The sequence below is a fragment of the Nitrospirota bacterium genome, from assembly GCA_016235245.1.
In the GTDB taxonomy this organism is placed as follows: Bacteria; Nitrospirota; Thermodesulfovibrionia; order Thermodesulfovibrionales; family UBA6898; genus UBA6898.
Genome location: JACRLO010000020.1, coordinates 54,190 through 73,632, shown reverse-complemented (window position 1 = coordinate 73,632; position 19,443 = coordinate 54,190). Strand labels below are relative to the sequence as shown.

The 19,443-nt window shown below is 50.9% G+C and carries 14 protein-coding genes; 7 read left to right on the top strand and 7 right to left on the bottom strand.

What is annotated here, in order from left to right:
* Positions 1–2: 2 nt before the first annotated feature.
* Positions 3–902, top strand: a complete 900-nt coding sequence (locus tag HZB31_09720; GenBank protein MBI5848207.1) for a LysR family transcriptional regulator — start codon at positions 3–5, stop codon at positions 900–902.
* Between the two features lie 89 nt (positions 903–991).
* Here HZB31_09720 and HZB31_09715 read toward each other — a convergent pair whose 3' ends face one another.
* Complete coding sequence (locus HZB31_09715; protein MBI5848206.1) at positions 992–1,324, bottom strand: hypothetical protein; 333 nt, start codon at positions 1,322–1,324, stop codon at positions 992–994.
* Between the two features lie 403 nt (positions 1,325–1,727).
* Here HZB31_09715 and yedF point away from each other — a divergent pair, with 403 nt between their 5' ends.
* The 5 genes from yedF (at position 1,728) to HZB31_09690 (ending at position 9,750) form a co-directional block, all read left to right on the top strand.
* Positions 1,728–2,324 (top strand): sulfurtransferase-like selenium metabolism protein YedF, encoded by a 597-nt coding sequence (gene yedF / locus HZB31_09710; GenBank protein MBI5848205.1) that lies wholly within the window; start codon positions 1,728–1,730, stop codon positions 2,322–2,324.
* A 142-nt stretch (positions 2,325–2,466) separates the two neighbouring features.
* On the top strand, positions 2,467–4,557 hold the full coding sequence (locus HZB31_09705; GenBank protein MBI5848204.1) for a TonB-dependent receptor: 2,091 nt from the start codon (positions 2,467–2,469) through the stop codon (positions 4,555–4,557).
* Positions 4,558–4,743: 186 nt separating this feature from the next.
* A complete protein-coding gene (locus HZB31_09700) occupies positions 4,744–6,831 on the top strand; it encodes a TonB-dependent receptor (GenBank protein MBI5848203.1) in 2,088 nt (695 codons plus the stop codon).
* Entirely contained in the window at positions 6,831–7,496 is a 666-nt protein-coding gene (locus HZB31_09695; GenBank protein ID MBI5848202.1) for a YfiR family protein, read from the top strand. Before HZB31_09700 ends, HZB31_09695 begins: the two co-directional genes overlap by 1 nt.
* A gap of 1 nt (position 7,497) precedes the next feature.
* Complete coding sequence (locus HZB31_09690) at positions 7,498–9,750, top strand: response regulator (protein MBI5848201.1); 2,253 nt, start codon at positions 7,498–7,500, stop codon at positions 9,748–9,750.
* 19 nt (positions 9,751–9,769) lie between these two features.
* On the opposite strand, the gene hemB is transcribed toward HZB31_09690, so the two are convergent.
* Together hemB and HZB31_09680 are read right to left on the bottom strand one after the other, a co-directional pair.
* Positions 9,770–10,741 (bottom strand): porphobilinogen synthase, encoded by a 972-nt coding sequence (gene hemB, locus HZB31_09685; GenBank protein ID MBI5848200.1) that lies wholly within the window; start codon positions 10,739–10,741, stop codon positions 9,770–9,772.
* Positions 10,742–10,751: 10 nt separating this feature from the next.
* A complete protein-coding gene (locus HZB31_09680; GenBank protein ID MBI5848199.1) occupies positions 10,752–11,096 on the bottom strand; it encodes an iron-sulfur cluster assembly accessory protein in 345 nt (114 codons plus the stop codon).
* A 152-nt stretch (positions 11,097–11,248) separates the two neighbouring features.
* Here HZB31_09680 and galE point away from each other — a divergent pair, with 152 nt between their 5' ends.
* Positions 11,249–12,229, top strand: a complete 981-nt coding sequence (galE, locus tag HZB31_09675) for a UDP-glucose 4-epimerase GalE (GenBank protein ID MBI5848198.1) — start codon at positions 11,249–11,251, stop codon at positions 12,227–12,229.
* A gap of 72 nt (positions 12,230–12,301) precedes the next feature.
* On the opposite strand, the gene HZB31_09670 is transcribed toward galE, so the two are convergent.
* From HZB31_09670 to HZB31_09655, 4 genes are all read right to left on the bottom strand, one after another.
* Positions 12,302–14,683, bottom strand: coding sequence for an O-antigen ligase family protein (locus HZB31_09670; protein MBI5848197.1), 2,382 nt, complete (start codon positions 14,681–14,683; stop codon positions 12,302–12,304).
* Positions 14,684–14,803: 120 nt separating this feature from the next.
* A complete protein-coding gene (locus HZB31_09665) occupies positions 14,804–17,020 on the bottom strand; it encodes a polysaccharide biosynthesis tyrosine autokinase (protein ID MBI5848196.1) in 2,217 nt (738 codons plus the stop codon).
* On the bottom strand, positions 17,020–17,823 hold the full coding sequence (locus HZB31_09660) for a polysaccharide biosynthesis/export family protein (GenBank protein MBI5848195.1): 804 nt from the start codon (positions 17,821–17,823) through the stop codon (positions 17,020–17,022). The genes HZB31_09665 and HZB31_09660 overlap by 1 nt, the downstream gene beginning before the upstream one ends.
* Before the next feature lie 77 nt (positions 17,824–17,900).
* Positions 17,901–19,424 carry an outer membrane beta-barrel protein gene (locus HZB31_09655; protein ID MBI5848194.1) on the bottom strand — a complete coding sequence of 508 codons (1,524 nt, stop codon included), beginning with the start codon at positions 19,422–19,424 and terminating at the stop codon, positions 17,901–17,903.
* Positions 19,425–19,443: the final 19 nt, after the last annotated feature.

Here is a 19,443-nt window from a genome sequence, read left to right as displayed (position 1 = left end):
TGATGGATATACATCAGCTCAGAGTTTTCCTGTCAGTATTCAAACACAGAAGCTTCACCAGGGCATCGGAAGAGCTCCACCTCTCTCAGCCAACGGTCAGCGACCATATCAGATCTCTCGAGGACGAGTTGGGATGTATTCTCTTTGACCGCCTTGGCAGAACGATCAGGCCTACCAAAGAGGCCGGGGTGCTTTTTATTCACGCCTCTGAAATTGTTGAACGAATTACACATCTCAGGGAAGCGGTAGGAAACGTGAAAAAGGAGATCGCCGGTGAACTGGTGATCGGTGCGAGTACCATCCCCGGGACGTATCTCCTGCCGCCAGTCATTGCAGGCTTCCGAAAAGAGTATCCCTCTGCCTTCTTTCAGGTCATTGTTGCAGACTCCGGAGAGATCATGGAGAAGATGCTGGCCCACGAGCTGATCCTCGGCATTGTCGGAACAAAAAGCTCGCATAAGGAACTTACTGCGCATGTACTCCTTGATGACGAGCTGATTGTTGTTGCCGCACCCTCGTTTTCTCACAGGAAGATCATGCCTCTGAGGTCTCTGATCGATTTCCCTATGGTATTACGGGAGGAAGGATCAGGGACGCGAAAAGAGATGGAAAGGTGTCTTGAGGATAAGGGTATTTCAATTGATGAACTCAATGTCGCCGGATATTTCAGCTCAACCGATGCGGTGAAGCAGGCAGTGAAGGCCGGGATGGGTCTCTCGATACTTTCCCGTTATGCCCTACAGGAGGAGCTGAAGCACCAGACACTGAGGGAGGTTGCCATTGCAGGCCTCGAAATGAAACGGCGGTTTTACGCCCTTACGCATAAGAAAAGAAGCCTTCCCTTTCTGTACAGCGTATTTCTCGAATATCTCAAATCAGCTTCAGCGGTAACGGCTGTCTGACAGACCCAGGCAGCCTGTTGCCAGGAACCCGACGGGTGGAATCCATCTGCTGAAATAACCCGTTTCATCCGGGCTATCAGATCCGGCCTTCAGAAATCGGGGAACATTTTGAGGGCCAGACTGCGACCATCGCAGAGCAAGGCATCTGCCGAGAGGATGCCGCCTTCAATATACTCCAGAGCAAACCCTTCAAACCCTTGTGATACGATGCCTTTTGCATCTGCCGGACATCCCCGTTCACATCCAGCCGTCCCCTTGATCATTCTGAGGATAAGCTCTTTTATATCCAGACTGGAAATGTCGGTACCCTTTGTATGGACAAATTGTTCGATCCGAAAGAATAGCGCATTGATGTCCGGATGGAAGGGGTCTTCGATATCTATAGATAAAGACTCGTTATCAATTATTACATCAAGAATCATGATCCTTCTCCTGTTCTTATGGTTGTTCCATTTTACATAGGTAATATCTATTTTACTTATAGTAATAATATATAGCAAAGTAAGCGACGATGGAACGTCTACATGGGGGGTAAGGGGATGGTCCCCACCTGGTCTGCAAAACCAGCGTTATAGTCATACAATGGCTATTGTGTGTTCGATTCGCACTACTCCCCTCCACTAACTATATACCGTCTGATTACTGACGAAAACTGAACTCATAGTAACCGGATGAAAAGGAGCAGCAATGAAAAGCATGAGCAGGAAAATAATCGGCTATCTTTTATTGGTTCTTATTACTCTTGTTTCTCAGGCAGCGGATTGCAAACGTATCGACACCTTTGAGCGATGAGTCAGGTATAATCGTCTCCAGGGAGGTGTTCATATGATTATTGATGCAAAAGGAGTTGGCTGTCCAAAGCCGGTAATGCTGGCAGAGGAAGCGTTAAGCGGAATGGACGCGGGGATCGTCGAAATTCTCGTGGACAATGAAGGGTCTGCCGGAAATCTTGAATGGTTTGCAAAAAGAAGAGGATTCTTTTCCGAGACGGTCAAGGAACCGGATCAATGGCGTGTAAAGATTGTGAAGGGCTATGACGGCAGAACGGATTCAGCAGACAAGAGGTTGGAAGAAAGACAGGAGACCGATAAGTCTCTCATGCTGATCGTTGGCAGTGATACCCTCGGCAAGGAAGAATTACTCGGCAAAATGCTGGTCAAAGGGTTTTTCGAGACAATGAAGGTGACCAGGGAGATACCTCACACGATCTTCTTTCTGAACGCCGGAGTAAAACTGACTACGATAAATGAGGAGATCATCCCGGTGCTGAAAGACCTGGCAGAGATGGGGGTAGAAATATTTTCCTGCGGCACCTGTCTCAAATACTATGACCTTGAATCAGAGCTTAAGGTCGGTTATCGTGGAACGACAAATCATATAGTCGAGGGCATGACAGATTTCAATAAAGTTGTATGGATTTAGAGGGCACTCCCTGCGGTCTATTTCTTTGGCAGCGATGCAGTTTTCCCCCGGTGTTTGTGAAGATATGAGTTCCCTTTATAGGTATGATATAATCCGGCAATAGCAGCTTAACTTCTTAATGTTGTGAATCCGCGGGGGATTGATGAAACATACGATGCCAATGCGCATTATGGTCTTATCAGGGAAGACTCTTTGCTTCACTGTGGCAGTTCTTTTATTTCTCCCTGTTTTGACCTGGGGCGCTGCCTCTCCTGAGCCATTAGGGATGTCTTCGCTTCTGAAAAAGGGCCTTGCAGAACTGGTAGAGCTTGAGGTATCGCTTGCCACAGGAACGTCAAAGCCTCTGAAGCTTGCACCGTCTGTAGCAACTGTTATTACTGCCCAGGATATTGAGGATATGGGTGCTGCAACACTGGATGAGGCATTGGAAAGCGTGCCCGGCCTGCACGTTCAGCCTTCGGCCACCAATACATTTTCTTCGATTTGGACCATACGCGGAGTTTACTCCCAGTTGAACCCCCAGGTGCTCCTTCTGATTGACGGCCAACCCCTGAGGACCAATAATAATGGGAACAAACCTCACAGCCTCAGGCTGCCTGTCTCTATGATCGCCAGGATAGAGATAATACGGGGACCAGGCTCTGCTCTGCTCGGTGCAGACGCATTTGCCGGAGCGATAAACATAATCACTAAAGAAGCCGGTGATATAAATGGCAGCAGTGCAGGCATTCGGGGAGGTTCCTTCGGCGCCTACGACCTATGGGTGCAGCATGGCGGCTCATACAATGGCTGGAATGTGGCGCTCGGGGCAGAATATTCAAAAGGTGACGGAGACGAAAAGAGGATTATCGAGAAAGATGCTCTTGGCATCGGTCCTCCCTCTTTTGCACCGGGTCCGCTTGATACGCATTATGAGACTCTTAATGCGAGTCTGACCGTAATAAAGGACAAATTCAGGCTGAATCTCAGCGGGTTCTGGAGGATGGGGAACGGGATAGGGGCCGGAATAAGCAACACTCTTAATGGTGGTAAGAGCAAGTCCGATGGTTACTCCCTGCTGAGCTCTCTAACGTATGTTGAAAAGGACCTTTTGAGTGATTTTGATTTCATAGCCAAAATCAGTGGTTCATCAGCTTGGTCAAGGAACACCTTCTATTTTTTCCCTACTGATTACAGAAATGCCATTGGCCAGCCGGGAGGAAAAGATTTGAATGGCAGTATTGAGTTTGCCGGTGATTACAGAAGATTCCATGAGCACAGGATCAGGCTTTTCTTCGGTATGAGCAATTACAATATCGACACTTTTCAGAAAAAAAACTATGGGCCTGGCATCCCTGTGCAGTTCGGGCCGCTTGTAGACATCTCCGACACGCCGTATGTCTATCTGCCTGACCAGCACCGCAAGCTGTTTTATACTGGGGTACAGGATGAATGGTCATTTGCCAAGAACTGGGAACTGACCGCAGGTTTACGGTACGACGATTATTCCGATTTCGGCAGCGCAATCAGTCCGCGAGTAGCACTTGTCTGGAACACAACGCCTGAACTGGTGACGAAACTGCTCTACGGACGGGCCTTCAGGCCTCCGACATTCGGAGAGATGCACCAGCAGAATAACCCGGCCACCATCGGCAATATCAATCTTGACGCCGAGACGATCGATACCTGCGAGCTTGCCTTTGATTATCACCTGACCAAAAACTTGCGTCTCGGCCTGAATCTTTTCGAATACCGTATAGGCGGTTTGATTGACTATACTGCTGACCCCGCGCCGGCTACGACAAAGACTGCGCAGAATGCCCGCGACCAGAAGGGACGGGGTTTTGAGGTAGAGACCGAGTGGTTGGCAACCGACACCCTGAGGTTCAGAGCCAATTTTTCATATCAGCGTGCAACTGATACAAAAACAGGGGTTGTTGTAGCAGATGTGCCGGATACTAAGCTCTACGTCAATGCTCACTGGAAGTTCATGCCTGAGTGGTCACTGGACGGCCAGTATTTATGGGTAAGCGGCAGACACAGGGCAACCGGTGATACGCGGACGGATATCAAAGATTATGACATCGTCAATATGACACTGCGGAAAAAGAACATAATGCAGCATTGGGACTTTGCCCTTGCAGTTCGCAATCTCTTTGATAAAGACGCACGCGAACCGGCTCCTGTTGCAGTGCCGAATGATTACCCGATGGAAAGCCGCAGCGTATGGGCCGAACTGCGGTATAACTTTTGAAGGGCTCTCAAACAATGCTATAATTAAACTCTCCTGAAATGAGCGGTCTTATTGGCCGTGCTATGAATACCAGGAAAGTTCTTGCCCGAGCAAGTCGCTGAGGAGACCGGACAAGCCGGAATTATGACAGATGTGCATTCGCTTATCGAAAAATTATTTATATAATTTAAGGATGATTAAATAACTATGTCAGGAATAACCATACCGCTGCAAAAGAATTTCTTCAGCCTGATCCTTATTCTCTCAATTGTGTTCGTTGCTCCTGCCACGGGTTTGGCAGCGGAGCCCTCCGGACAACGGGTAGCCATGTCGTCACTCCTTACAAAAGGCCTTGCAGAGTTGATTGAGCTTGATGTTGCCATTGCCACGGGTACTCTCAAACCCTTAAAACTCGCGCCTTCTGTGGCAACGGTCATTACCTCTCAGGATATCGAAGATATGGGCGCAACAACTCTGGATGAGGTGCTTGAAACCGTTCCCGGCCTTCATGTGCAGCCTGGCAGCGGCAATATTTTTTCGTCCATATGGTCCATTCGCGGTATTTATACTCAGCTTAATCCTCAGGTGCTCCTGCTGATTGACGGGCAGCCTTTAAAGATTAACTCTAATGGAGCTAAACCTTTTGTCTTGAGAATGCCTGTGTCGATGATATCGCGGATAGAGATAATCCGGGGACCGGGCTCTGCTGTGCTCGGGGCTGATGCCTTTGCAGGCGCTATCAACATTATTACAAAAGAAGGCAATGAGATTAACGGCATGAACATGGGTATACGAGGGGGATCTTTCGGCAGTTATGATGTATGGGCCCAGCACGGCGGAACATATAATGGTTGGGATGTCGCGTTCAGCGCCGAATACGCCAAAGGAGATGGTGACCATAGACGGATCATAGAAAAGGATGCGCTTGGCAGTGGACCGCCGTCTCTGACACCGGGGCCTATTGACACCCACCATGAAACTTTTAACGCAGGCATGTCGGCGCGGAAGGGAAAATTCACCTTCCGGCTTTATAACAGCTGGATGATCGATAATGGCCTCGGCGCCGGTATTAGTGGTGTTCTGAATGATGGGAAGAGCAATACCGATAATTTTTTGTTACTTGGTTCGCTGAGTTATAAGGAAAAGGATCTTCTGCCGGACTTTGACTTGACGGCAACGGTGAACGGCACATTCGGACGTTTCGAAAATACGTTCTTCTTCTTGCCTGAACATATTCGCAGGATGATTGGAATGCCAGGAGGCACTGAATTGAACAGCGGTCTTGAGCTGGGAGCTGACTATCGCGGGTTTATTAATCACAGGGTCAGGCTGTCGTTAGGGACGAACTATTACACGACGGATACCTTTCAGCACAAGAATTACGGACTTGGCGTGCCGGTCCAGTTTGGGTCCCTTGTCGATATTTCTGACACGCCTTATGTATATATGAAGGACCAGCACCGCAGCATGTTTTATGCTGGAATTCAGGACGAATGGTCTTTTGCAAAAGGCTGGGAGCTAACCACGGGGGTCAGATATGACCGTTATTCTGACTTTGGAAGCGCAGTTAACCCGAGGATTGCAGTTGTATGGAGCGCAACTCCTGAGCTGACTGCCAAGCTTATGTATGGCAGGGCATTCAGGGCACCGGCATTTTCCGAACTGTACAATCAGAATAATCCGGCGGTACTCGGCAATACAAATCTCGAACCGGAAACTATAGATATGTACGAGTTTGCCTTTGATTACCGCCCTACCAAGCGTATGAGACTGGGTCTGAATCTCTTTAAATACCGGATCAACGGACTGATAGATTATGTGTCTGATCCTGCGCCAGCGGCTTCAAAGACGGCGCAGAATGCCCGTGATCAGAAGGGGCAGGGAGTCGAGATTGAGGCCGAATGGCAGGCGACCAACGAGCTCCGTTTCCGCGCCAACTATTCGTATCAGCGTTCATTTGATGAAACAGCAGATGCAATTGTTCCCGATGTTCCTGCAGCGAAATTTTACGTTAATGCTCATTGGAAATTTATGCCTGACTGGTCTTTGGATGGACAGTATTTCTGGATTGGCAGCAGGCACAGAGCTGTCGGTGATATCCGTTCTGACCTCAAGGCATACGACCTGGTTAATATGACCCTGCAGAAAAAGAATATTGCAAAACATTGGGACTTCTCGATTGCAGTTCGCAATCTCTTTGATTCTGATAACAGAGAACCTTCTCCTGCCGTAATTCCGAACGACTTCCCGTTGGAGCACCGCAGCTTCTGGGCTGAACTGAGATATCATTTCTGATGCGTTCACCTGAGAGAAATCTGCTGATTACGGATAAGGTGTCTCTGCCCTGTCCTGAGGACCGTGCTGCCAGGGCGGGATATGTGCAGTTTGGCCGGCTTGCAATACTTTTCGTTTTCCTGATCTCACTGTTTTCGTTTGTCTGGGCTGTACCGCTGCAGAAGGTCAGCTATGCACAGCAGCAGGTAGTGAAGGAATACGAGCTGAAGGCCGTATATCTTTATAACTTTCTGCAGTTTGTCCAGTGGCCCCAATCAAAGCGCATGCTTTCAAAAGACGGTGCTATGGTGATCGGCGTTGTTGGTGAATCTCCGTTTGGCGATGCCCTGGAGGACCTGCAGGCTGATGTCCGAACGAGCGGAATGAAGCCGGTAAGGATCATCTACTACGGAGTGTATCAGGAAGATATGGATCTTGGCTCATGCCATCTGCTTTTTGTGAGCGCATCAGAAAGAAGAAATTTCAGGAAGATTATATCTGGTCTTAAGGATGCTCCGGTTCTTACGGTGTCTGAACACGAGAACTTCCTTGCTTCAGGCGGTATGATAGCGATGGTGCAGAGCGGGGATAAGGTCCGCTGGATGATCAACCGGCCTGCTGCAGACAGGGCCGGACTGCGTCTCAATGCACAATTGCTCAGCATTGCGGTCAAGGTGTTGGACTGATATGAAAACGGTTTCCCCTATCCGAAAGATCGCGGCAGGCCTGATGTTCCGGGATATGACGATCAGAAAAAAACTCACGTTGATGATAATGGGAGCCAGCGCAGTCGCCGTTATGCTTGCCAGTATTGTTTTTTATATTATGATGGTAACCCATTTCAGGTCGTCGTATGAAAAGTCCCTTTCGGGACTTGCGGAAGTGCTGGCCAGTAACTGCCAGGCCTCGCTTGCCTTCAGGCTTCCTGAAGAGGCCGATCATCTGATATCTTCGCTTTCTGCCAGGCCCTCGGTGGTCTATGCCGTTATTTCAGACATGAAAGGAAATAGATTTGCTTCGTACGGCAAGCCTCCTGATGCCATAAAAAGCGGCGGTTTCGTATCCGGGTATATGATGGTTCGCGAGGATATCAGTCTGGGAAATAATGTCATCGGGACACTCACGGTCTATGATAATATGAGCAGCATAAACCGCATGAGGCTGTTCGCTGTCCTCGCCGCGTTTCTTGCAGTCTCTCTTTCGATGATCGCTGCTTTAGTCCTGGCTGCACCCATGCAAAAGCTGATTTCGGGGCCGATTCTGGCCCTTGCCTCAGCGACTGACAGAATCAGCCGTGAGCAGGATTTTTCTTTTAGGACGCCGAAGCAGGGCAATGATGAGGTGGGTCAGCTTGTTGACGCATTTAATGCCATGATTTCCCAGATTGCAAAGAGAAATGAGGAGTTAACAGAAAGTGAGAACCGGTTTCATGCGCTGCTTGATCAGGCTGTTGACGCCTTCTATCTCTTCGATACCGCCGGGGTTATTATCGACGTCAATCAGAAAGCATGCACTGATCTTGGCTATACGCGCGATGAACTCCTCTGTGGCATGACCATCAGCGACATAGATGCAGGGATGGAGGGTGAGCTTGCTGACCGGTTGCCATGGCACGGGCTGCAGCCCCTTATGTCACTGACCGTAGAGACGCGACATCGCAGAAATAACGGTTTGGATTTCCCGGTAGAGATGAGCTTTGGTATTATCGAGTTTAGCGGCTACCGTTTTGTGATGGGGCTTGCGCGGGATATTTCGGAAAGACGCCAGTCTGAACAGGAGAAACAGAAGCTCGAGGCCCAGTTGCTGCAGGCACAGAAGATGGAGGCGATAGGCCATCTTGCAGGCGGCATAGCCCATGATTTCAATAACATGCTCCAGGCAATAATTGGGTACGCCAGCCTTCTGGATATGCGTATGGAGAAGAACAGCCCGCTAAAATCGTATGTCGCGGAGATCCTCAATTCATCAGAAAAATCGTCCGACCTGACAAAACAGCTTCTTGCCTTCAGCCGCAAACAGGTAATAAGTCCCAAGCAGATAGAACTCAATCAGCTCATAACGGGCATGGAGAAGCTCCTGCGCAGGCTTATTGGTGAGGACATTGATTTTATTACCAATCTCGCAGACAGGGATCTTATGGTTGTTGTGGATCCGAGTCAGATCGGGCAGGTACTGATGAATCTCTGTACGAATGCCCGTGATGCAATGCCTGACGGAGGCCACCTTTCTATCGGCACGGAAACCGTGCAGCTGGGCGGGGACTACATTGCGGCTAACATTATCGAGACGCCGGGCCTGTATGCGCTTGTGTCAGTGACTGATACCGGCGAGGGCATGGACGAAGAGACACGGCAGAAGATTTTTGATCCGTTCTTTACTACCAAGGAGGTTGGAAAGGGTACCGGACTTGGACTTTCGATGGCCTATGGAATCATCAAACAGCATAATGGGCATATTAGCGTCTACAGCGAATTGGGCAAGGGGACTACGTTTCGGATATACCTGCCGCTGTGCGGGACAAAACATGAAGAAGCGGAAACTGCATCAGCGACGCTGCCGAAGGGAGGAAAGGAGACGATACTGGTTGCAGAGGACAACGAAGAGGTGAGAGGCCTCATCAGAAATGTGCTTGAAGGCTTCGGCTATACAGTTATATTGGCTGTGGACGGAGAGGACGCGATACATAAGTTCACTGAGAACCAGGATATAATTCAGCTTGTGATGCTCGATGTAATCATGCCGAAAAGGAACGGGAAAGAGGTCTGTGATGTGATTAAAAAGAATAGACCAGACATGGATGTTCTCTTCAGCAGCGGGTATACCGCGGATGTGATAAATACAAAAGGTGTTCTGGAAGAAAAGATGGATTTTATCTCAAAACCGGTCACGCCGCATGATCTTCTGAACAAAATACGGGAGATGCTGGACAGGCAGCATTAAGACCCGGCCAGCCTGACTCTTATCGGTTGAGCACCTTTGCAGCGTCTTTGGCGAAATACGTGAGGATCAAATCAGCGCCTGCCCGCTTTATCGAGGTGAGCAGTTCCATCATGGCGCGCTCTTCGTCAATCCACCCCAGCTTTGCAGCGGCCTTGATGCAGGAGTATTCGCCGCTCACATTGTAGGCCGCTACCGGCAGGTCAAAACTTTCCCGTATGTCTGAAATAATATCAAGATAGGTCATGGCGGGCTTCACCATCACGATGTCCGCGCCTTCTTCAATATCGAGGACGACTTCCTTAAGCGCCTCCCGTCTGTTTGCAGGGTCCATCTGGTAAGAGCGGCGGTCCCCAAATTGTGGCGTTGATTCTGCAGCCTCCCTGAAAGGTCCATAAAAGGCAGAGGCATACTTTGCCGCATAACTCATGATCGGGAGTTCGGAAAAACCCTCCCCGTCAAGGGCGAGTCTGATCGCTTCCACCCGGTTGTCCATCATGTCTGACGGTGCGACCATATCTGCGCCTGCCTCTGCATGAGAGACCGCTTCCCGTGCGAGAAGCTCAAGGGTAGGGTCGTTCTGGACATCACCGTTATGCACAACGCCGCAATGGCCGTGGCTTGTATATTCGCACAGGCAGACATCAGTAATGACATACAGCTCGGGCACCTTATTTTTAATCGCCTTGATGGCCTTCTGCACCTCGCCCTGGGGGTCAAAGGCCCCGGAACCGGTCTCATCCTTATGTTCAGGGATGCCGAAGAGGATGATTGCCGGGATGCCGAGGGAAAAAACCTCTTTCGCATGTTTGACCGCCATGTCTACAGACTCCTGATAGCAGCCTGGCATGGACTTAATTTCCTTGCGGACATTTTTGCCGTAGGTAATAAAAAGCGGGTAAATGAAATTATCCGGAGAAAGTGAGGTTTCCCTCACCATCCTCCGGATCGTAGCGTTCTTTCTGAGCCTTCTTGGTCTCTGATACGGAAACATTGAAAGTTTGTTAGTCGCAGCTGCTGCTGCCGCAGCCGGAACCGCAGCCTGAGCCGCATGACGGTGCCGCCCCGCCAAGATTGTTGATGACAAAGCCTTCACCCTGTTCGGTCTTGATGAAGTCGATCTCCTTATCGGTAAGGCTTGCAAAGGTTTCGTCATTGACAAAGACCTTCAGTCCGTTTTTCTCGACCGTCTGGTCTCCGGCAGCTGCGAGTTCGTCGATATCCATGCCGTAGCTCGGGCCGCAGCAGCCTCCGCCCTGGACAAATATTCTCAGACCCCAGCCTTCTTTGCCTTCAGCCTTCAGTATCTCCTTCGCCTTTTCAGCTGCATTATCAGAAATTTTTAACATAGTGACCTCCGTAATTTGATTTCTTTTAGCATAAAAAAAAGGCGCTTCAAAAAGCAATTTTTTCAAATTTCATGGGCAGCCGGGCAGGAAATCGGCCTTGTATTCATGGTAAAGTAGCGATACGTTTTACACGGGAGGGCTGAGCCAGTCTTATGAAAATACTTGTCACCGGCGGAGCAGGTTATATCGGCAGCCATATGGTCAGGACGCTTGGGGAGAAGGGGCACGATGTGGTTGTCCTCGATAACCTCTCGACAGGGGTCCGGGAATCGGTGCTGCATGGCAGGCTGGTCGAGGCTGATCTGGCCGACAGAGGAATCCTTGATGAGCTTTTGCGTGTGGAGAAATTCGATGCGGTTGTCCATTTTGCTGCATATATCGTGGTTGATGAGTCTGTCAGGGAACCGGCGAAGTATTACCGAAACAATTTCGTCAATGCCCTGAATCTTATTGAGTCCTGCATCAGGCACGACGTAGATACATTCATCTTTTCTTCAACCGCAGCTGTCTATGGGATCCCGGACCGGGTCCCCGTTGAAGAGGAGGCCCCGCTTCTGCCCATTAATCCTTACGGAGCGTCAAAATGCATGGTTGAGCAGGTGTTGCGGGACCTGAGTCGTATCGGAAAGCTCAGATACGCAGCCCTGCGGTATTTTAATGTGGCCGGTGCTGATTCCCATGCAAGGATCGGGCAGAGATGCCAGGACGCGACGCATCTGATTACGGTTTCGCTGAGGACAGCCCTCGGCATGCGCAGAGAATTGAGTATTTTCGGTGCTGACTATGATACACCTGACGGCACCTGTATCCGTGACTATATCCATATCGATGACCTGATTGATGCTCATATGCTTGCCCTCGATCATCTCTCCGGGGGAGGGACGAGCAGGGTTTTCAATTGCGGCTATGGGCATGGATATTCTGTGCGGGAAGTCCTTCAGATGGTGAAGAAGATTACCGGTATTGATTTTCCGGTCAAAGAAGTTGGCAGGAGAGAGGGCGATCCGCCTGTTCTTGTTGCTGATTCGCAGAGGATCAGGAAAGAGCTTGGCTGGAAGCCAAACCATGATGACCTCGCATTTATTATCAGGACTGCATGGGAATGGGAAAAGAAATTGCACGGAACGTCTTGAGGCCCTTCAGGGCGTTTTGGCTCAGTTGCGTAAAGCCGACAACAGGTTTACACTCTGGAGTGGGCTTCAGACTCACCTGCTTTTGCCGGCCTGCGGTTGTGATACTTCTCCTGTAATTGCCCGCAGCTTTTGTGCTGCTATTTTGTTTTCCGGAGCGAGACTGAGGATTTTCCGGTACGCGGCAGCTGCCAGATCTGCGTGCCCCAATTTTTCATAATAGCCTGCCATAGTCAGCCTGATCCAGATGTCCTTTGGGAAACGTTCTTCTGCAAGCCGCAGGACGCCGACTGCTTCCTCAAGACGGGTTTTTCGTGAAGCAAACTGCGATATCCTCAGGTAGATCCCGGAAGTTTCAGGCCGGGATTTCCGGAGCAGGTCAGTTGCCTGTTCATATACCGTAAGCGCTTTTTCCTGGCTGCCGGTTGCATCGAGATACTCTGCGAATGTGATATATGACTCTGCATTTTCAGGGATGATGCCCAAAATCTCGGCATCGGACAGGCCTTCAGGCACAAGGAGTGCTATATAATCCTTGAGCTTTTGCGGTTCGAGAGATAGTGCGGTCCTGAACTGACTGAGCGCATCTTCCTTCCTGCCGGCTCTCATGAGGAAACTGCCATATTGTCTGAGCACAACGGAATTAGTTCGCGCGCGGGTGACGCTTTCTGCAAAGAGTTTGCCTGCGGCCGCAGTATCGCCCTCCTTTTCGAACGCCGATCCCAGCGCCTGAAGATATTCTGCATTGGAGGGTGAGAGGCGTATTGCATGAAGGCTGTCTTGGCGCTCTGAGGGTCTGTCGGAACGTTCTGCCGCAGCACGACTCATCAGATAGTGATGCGAAGGCTCAAGGGGATCAAGCAAAGACGCTCTGGTGATGGTGTCGCGGTAGTAGGTGAGCGTCTCCGGAGAGGCGTTGCTGAGAGTGATTCCTGAGGCTTCCGTCCGGAGTACTGAAGCGAGCATCTGTCCTGAGTTAAACAGTATGCTCAGGAGCAGAAGGCCTCCCGACCACCAGACCACAATTTTTCGCAGTGACTGACCGTTTGTCAATACCTGGGGCTGCTGCACGTCAGACAGACGGGAATGTGCTGAGCTTACCATAAGGCCAAGCAGCAGGAACAGATAGAGGCCGTTTGAGCCGATAAAAAAATTAAAGTCGGTCATACTGTGCAGCAGGAAGGCTGCGACGCCGGAGATCGCCCCGGCAAAGAGGTGACGTGCATACGGGTCCTTCCTTTTGAGGAAGGTCTGATAAGACTGTATCAGCACTGCTGCCATGAACCATGCGAACAGGCCGATGCCTATGATGCCGCCATCGGTCAGCAGTTCCAGATAATCGTTATGCGCATGATCAGCGATACCCTCGCCGCGTATTGTCCGGTACGCCGGATACAGATGCATAAAGGAGCCTGCTCCTGTCCCGGTCAGGGGAAAGTCGCGCACCATACCGAGACTGTCTTTCCAGATGTCGAGGCGCAGCTCCGAGATCTCTCCCTGAAGGGTTCTGATAGCCCTGAAACGTTCAAATACCGGAGTCCATCCGAACCATCCTACCGCGTAGAAGATGACGATGACGGTTGCAATGAAAAGCAGCTTTCCTTTTCGGGTGCCGATCCGCCTGCTCAGAAGAAAGCCAAGGAGGGAGAGAGACAGGCAGAAGCTCAGAATGGCGCCCCGGGAGAGACTCAGGAATATTGAGAGCGCCACCACAACCGCACCGAATCCCAGAACCAGGTGGACGTTCTTGATGGATCTGTCGATGAGGTCAGAAACTTTTTTACGAAACGATACTTCACGTGAAGAAGGACGCGAAAGGAGGAAAAGGGCCATCACGACAGGGAAGAGCATGCCCATCAGCCCGGCAAAGTGGTTCCTGTTGACGTAAGGACCGAAGGGCGAACCTCCCTGAGTCAGTGGTCTGATCCAGTAGATCTTCCCATTGGGCATCAGATGCTGAATGATCGAAAAAAATGCCAGCGCTGCCGCAAAGACCGCAAGCAGACCAACGGTTTTTCTGAGCCGTTTGCTGTCAGACAGTAACTGTGTCGTTAGAAGGTACACGCCTGCATAGCAGGAGAGCCTCAGAAATTCGGCAATAGTCCCCTTTGGGTATAGGGAGAGCGTTGTCCATGCCCCGGGCTCAGCGATCCAGACAGATTGGCGATAAAGCGCAAACGCCGCTGGCGAGAGCTTCTCTATCAGTGCCGGCGGCAGAGGAACAGCCTGCAAAAGGATATAGCCGAGCAGCGCTGCAAGCGGCGCTATGCCGGGTGTTTTCAGAATGCCGGCGCCTCCCGGTTTCTGCGTGGAAAAAAAGAAGAGAGCAAGAGCAAAAAATACCCCTGTCTCCATAACAAGGACAGACCAGGTCTCGACCGTGCCGAATGCAAGGGGGCAGAATATGAGCGTGCCGAGGAAGATGCGGAAGACGGTGGTTTCGGTTACGCTCCTCATCCCCGGTCGCATCTAAACGTTAACTGCGTTGGCTTCGTCGTCAGATCGTCTCCATATCAGGCGCAGACCTTCGCGGTTACCTGCCTGCCGCGCAGGCATCATTTTGCATGTAGTCTGGAATCAGGAGTCATGCGGGAGCTTTTCCGGCGGTTCATGTTCCGCTGCACCGTAGTAACTGTAGTAACGGTAGTTATACCGCATGTTTTCCTTGATATTCAGCCCGTTGATGACAATACCCAGAATACGTGCTTCGATGTCATGTATGGATTTGATACCGCGCTCGAGCTCTTTGTATGTGGTCTTGCCTGCTCGTGTAACAATGATTGTTCCACTCAGCATTTTGCTCAGAACAAGACTCTCGGCAACGGCAAAGAGCGGCGGGGAGTCCCAGACGATAAAATCAAATTTTTCTTCCAATGAGGTAATCAGGTCCTGCAAGTGCCTTGATCCGATAAGCTCGGAGGGATTCGGCGGCACAGGACCGGAAGGTACGACCTGCAGATGCTCGATCCCTTTCGGGGTGAAGAATTCGATGTCAGACGTGCCGGCAAGATAGGTGCTTAATCCGGAATCGCTCTCGATCCCGAAAATCCGGCGAAGTCTCGGCTTACGCAGGTCTGCATCAATGAGCAGAACGTTATGGCCGGACTGCGCCAGGATTGCCGCGAGGTTTACAGCGGTGGTCGTTTTGCCTTCCTGCGGAGCAATGCTCGTTACCAGAATGTGCTTCGGTGGCTTATCAGCGGTAGAGAGCATGATGCTTGTCCTTACCGCCCGATAGTTTTCGGTGATATTGGCATGGGGCTCGCGCAGTACAATATCATCGGCCGGGCACTTCTCCTTGTCGAGCAGTTCTATGATCCCGAGGACCGGGACATCGAAGCGCTGCTCGATATCCTCTGCTGACTTGACCGTGTTGTCGAGATACTCGATAAAGAAGGCGAGTCCGACACCGCCCATCAGACCGATAACAAGGCCCAGGAGGATGTTCCTGAACTTGTTCGGTTTGGCAGGGCTGTCAGGCACTTCGGCCTTTTCGATTACCCAGACCGTAACGGTCTTAATGTCCTGTGTTATCCCCTGCTCCTTGATTCGCTTGACGATCGCTCCGAAGAGTTCCCTGCTCGTTTCGGCCTCCCGTTTAAGCACGCCGTACTGGACAAATTTTTCTCCAAGACTCAGGGTTTCAGACTTTGCCTGACCTGCCAGTCTGCGCAGGTTTTCCTCTCCTGACCGTGCGATTTCGTATTCATTCCTGATCGTTGCGACCACGCGCTTGACCTGCTCCCGTTTCTTATCCCTGAGCCCACTCAGTTCAGAGGCCGCGCTGACCATAGCGGGATGACGCTGACCGTATTTCTGTGAAAGTTCGGCAACGGTCTGCTCTGCCTTCTGGATCTGGGACCTCAGGGACTGCATGACCGGATCAGCCGAAATGGCCGGAATTTCGTCAGCGCCCTCAGGGTTTACCGCGTATACCTTCACCGCATTATAGAGAGTCTCCAGCTCTTTCCGCTTTGTTTCAGACTGCGCAAGCTTGACGGCTATTTCGGACATGCGCTCAGGCACCATCGTTACTTTATTTTCAAGGGTCGCGATATCTTTGTCGCGCATGTATTCCTGGAGCTCTTTTTCGGTCTTGTTAAGGCGTGCCCGCTCCTCATCTGCCTTCTCGGTGAGCCACTTTAGTGCGTATTGGGAAGACCCCATCTTTATGTCGAGTACCTCATCGGTATAAGCCTTGGCAACGGTGTTGACGATCAGCGAAGCCATCTTGGGGTCAGGCGACGCGAAACTGATATTGACGATCTTGCTGTTTTTTACCGGAGTGACCGTAATGGCACTGCTGATTATTTTGGCCTGCTGGTAGAGCTTGAGGGGGTCTTCCTCCCGCGTTACTGCCAACGCCGGATCAGAGGGTGAGGGAACCGGCTTTGCTCCTCCGATATGAAGGACCGTTGAGATGAGGTCGCGAAACCAATTAAATGTCCCGGTAACGATATTTGTGCCGGTTTCGCTGCCTGCTGCAATATTGGCACGCTGGCCGAGCCCCAGCATCCTGACGACCCGCTGGGCAACGGAGAAGCTCTTGATGAGCTGGAATTGGGTTTCACTGAAATCAGGGTCATACATCATGGCGTAGGGGTTGAGTGAAAGATTTGCCGGTTCGCTTTTTTCGATCAGGACCTTTGTGGTCGCAACATAAATAGGGGTGGTCGAAAACGTGACAAGCAGCGTCAGCGCAAAAATAATGGCGAAGAATTGAACGGCCTTATGCCGGTGCTTTAATACGACATTCAGGTAATCACGCAGATGAATTTCTTTATCTTCGAACATCAGAAAAAACTCTCCGGCACGATAATAATGTCGTCGGGAAGGACGAGTTCGTCCATGCCCGTCCGTTCGATCACCTTCTCTTTTTTGTCCACTTTTCTGATGATCTTGATTCTTCCCGGGGCTGCCTTGTCGGAGAACCCGCCGGCCATGGTCGCAGCCTTGATCACGGTGAGACCCTCCTCATGCCGGTACGCATCAGGTTTTTTTATCTCGCCGGTGATGTAGAAAACGCCTGCCTTTGAGATATAAATGCTGTCGTTGTCCATAAGCGTGACATCGAGTGAGGCGTCGCCCTGTTCGATGAGCCTTCTGAGGTCGATTGTGATGAGACCTTCCCCTTCCTTGCCTGCATCGGCAGACTTGCGCTTTATGGTAGCCTTGTCGCCTGCCTCCTTGGTCAGCCCTCCGGCGAGTGTGAGCAGTTCGAGGAAGGTTGTACTGCCGCTGAGCGTCAGTACGCCGGGGCGAAAGACCTGCCCCATGATCATTACTTTTTTGCTGCGGAACTCCACAACAAAGACCGAGACCTTCGGGTCCATGATATAGCCGTCGCTCAGGAGCAGGCTGATTTTTTTAGCGGCCTGCTCGACCGAAAGGCCGGAGAGCTTTACATCGCCGATCAGCGGCAGCATGATGACCCCCTCACCGCTTATGCGATCTGTTGCCGCGAGGTCAGGGTGGTTGTAAACTGTCACCCTGATCACATCATCAGGACCTATGATGTAATCATGCTCAGCGTATGCCGCTGCACTGAAAAATCCGAGGAGAAGGGTGATAACGCAGATGCAGGTTATTTTTTTCATAACGCTATAATTATAGACCATTTTAGCCGCTTAAAGCATCTGCTGCAGGCCGATGAGGAAACGCGACAGAGCGGTCTTCAGAATGACCCGGTAAGGCCCAGGAGCAATGTATTGGAGCGGTATTCCAAAGCAGGATTCGAGGAGTTTTTTGTGGTGAAAAGGTATTCGGCTCGGGCCCTCAGCCATCTGCGGAAGGCATACTGAACCTCTATGCCGGCCTGATAGATCCTGTCGTTGACGGTCGTTTGCGAGATCGAAGCAGGAGAAATCCCCTTGTTCTTGTCGTTTTCGAAGGAAAGCATGAGCGCTCCGGTTATCTTTGAGGTTATCATATGCGTCAGTGAAAGGTGCTCCCCTGTTGAGACGACAAAGGCAGTTCCGGCCACCCGCATTTCATTGGTTTTACGATAGGCGGAGAGCGACAGCTGTGTCTTTGGCGTCAGTCTGTGCTCTGCCTGAAGTTCAAAGCTATATCCCCCATACCGGTCGCCGTGCTTAAAGTCCTTAAGTTCGTAACCAGCCTTGATCCTGCCGAACGACTTTTCTGTAAGTTTCCATTCGAGCCCTCCCATGAGATAGTGCTCTGTGCTATCCAGCGTGTCATCGCTGTCGTAGGAAATGCCATAGAATGAATATTCTGCCAACAGGTTGATCTTCGGTGTGAGCCGGTACCGAAGCGCCGGCGTTATGCCAAAGTCACGGCGGTCGAGGGCACGTGCCGTGTCGCTGCTGTAATTGGTGATAAAATTTACATAGTCGAGGCTGAGCAGAATGCGATTTCCTGTATCATAGGCTGCTGCGGCGCTGAACCGGTTTGCATCATAGCGGTCGCGGGCATCCGTTGAGATGATCTGGCCAGCCTCCCTCTCCTGATAGGACTTATCGAACTGGTCAGATATGCCGAGCGACACCCTGCTGCCTACAAAGGCAATGCCGGCTGCAAACCTGTGTGAAGCGGTGTTGCCGTATGGTGAGGTCTTCGCCGTGATCAGCGGCAGATCGGTACGGTAATAGAGTGTTGCCTGGTACCCGTAGAGCCGTTCGCCCGTCAGCGTATTAAGGAGCCGTCCTCCTGCAGAACGTGGCGAAACGCTTTCGTAGGAAACATCCTTGTCAGTGTGCGGCAGATTCAACCAGAGCTCCGGAGTCAGAAACATAGAAAAATCGCTCTGTTTGTCCTGGTTTGCGTTGAAGGCATTGTCTGTGAAGATGCCGGTGAGGCTTAGGGCGGCATGTACGTTCTTGCCTTTTCCCCCCAGGACAGACCATGAGATACTCTCTGAGCCGGCGTCCCCGACTGCGGCTACCGGCAATAATACATAGACCTGATACTCTCCCTGACCGCTGCTATTTTTTTCTTCCGTTATGCCGCCGGTGTACCCACTTTCAACGAGCTTTTTCAGAAATGCCTTTGCGGTCTCAATATCGCTGAATCGGCCCATTTCGAGCTGAGCCGCCTGCCCGCCAACGGTGTTTTCCGCTGACGATATGACCGTCTCAGCTGCGCTGACAGGCTGGGCTGACAGGAGTGCGCACGTATTGAAGAGAACTGCAACGAATAAATACGCTGCTCTTATTTTTATTCTGGTAAATGGATACATGACCAATATTATCTCATAT

What these genes read in the sequence shown, in the direction of transcription:
- HZB31_09720 (MBI5848207.1), top strand. Translation starts at nt 3, where the DNA reads ATGGATATACATCAGCTCAGAGTTTTCCTGTCAGTATTCAAACACAGA.
- galE (MBI5848198.1), top strand. Translation starts at nt 11,249, where the DNA reads ATGAAAATACTTGTCACCGGCGGAGCAGGTTATATCGGCAGCCATATG.
- yedF (MBI5848205.1), top strand. Translation starts at nt 1,728, where the DNA reads ATGATTATTGATGCAAAAGGAGTTGGCTGTCCAAAGCCGGTAATGCTG.
- HZB31_09695 (MBI5848202.1), top strand. Translation starts at nt 6,831, where the DNA reads ATGCGTTCACCTGAGAGAAATCTGCTGATTACGGATAAGGTGTCTCTG.
- HZB31_09715 (MBI5848206.1), bottom strand. Translation starts at nt 1,324, where the DNA reads ATGATTCTTGATGTAATAATTGATAACGAGTCTTTATCTATAGATATC.
- HZB31_09670 (MBI5848197.1), bottom strand. Translation starts at nt 14,683, where the DNA reads ATGAGGAGCGTAACCGAAACCACCGTCTTCCGCATCTTCCTCGGCACG.
- HZB31_09690 (MBI5848201.1), top strand. Translation starts at nt 7,498, where the DNA reads ATGAAAACGGTTTCCCCTATCCGAAAGATCGCGGCAGGCCTGATGTTC.
- HZB31_09700 (MBI5848203.1), top strand. Translation starts at nt 4,744, where the DNA reads ATGTCAGGAATAACCATACCGCTGCAAAAGAATTTCTTCAGCCTGATC.
- HZB31_09660 (MBI5848195.1), bottom strand. Translation starts at nt 17,823, where the DNA reads ATGAAAAAAATAACCTGCATCTGCGTTATCACCCTTCTCCTCGGATTT.
- HZB31_09655 (MBI5848194.1), bottom strand. Translation starts at nt 19,424, where the DNA reads ATGTATCCATTTACCAGAATAAAAATAAGAGCAGCGTATTTATTCGTT.
- hemB (MBI5848200.1), bottom strand. Translation starts at nt 10,741, where the DNA reads ATGTTTCCGTATCAGAGACCAAGAAGGCTCAGAAAGAACGCTACGATC.
- HZB31_09665 (MBI5848196.1), bottom strand. Translation starts at nt 17,020, where the DNA reads ATGTTCGAAGATAAAGAAATTCATCTGCGTGATTACCTGAATGTCGTA.
- HZB31_09680 (MBI5848199.1), bottom strand. Translation starts at nt 11,096, where the DNA reads ATGTTAAAAATTTCTGATAATGCAGCTGAAAAGGCGAAGGAGATACTG.
- HZB31_09705 (MBI5848204.1), top strand. Translation starts at nt 2,467, where the DNA reads ATGAAACATACGATGCCAATGCGCATTATGGTCTTATCAGGGAAGACT.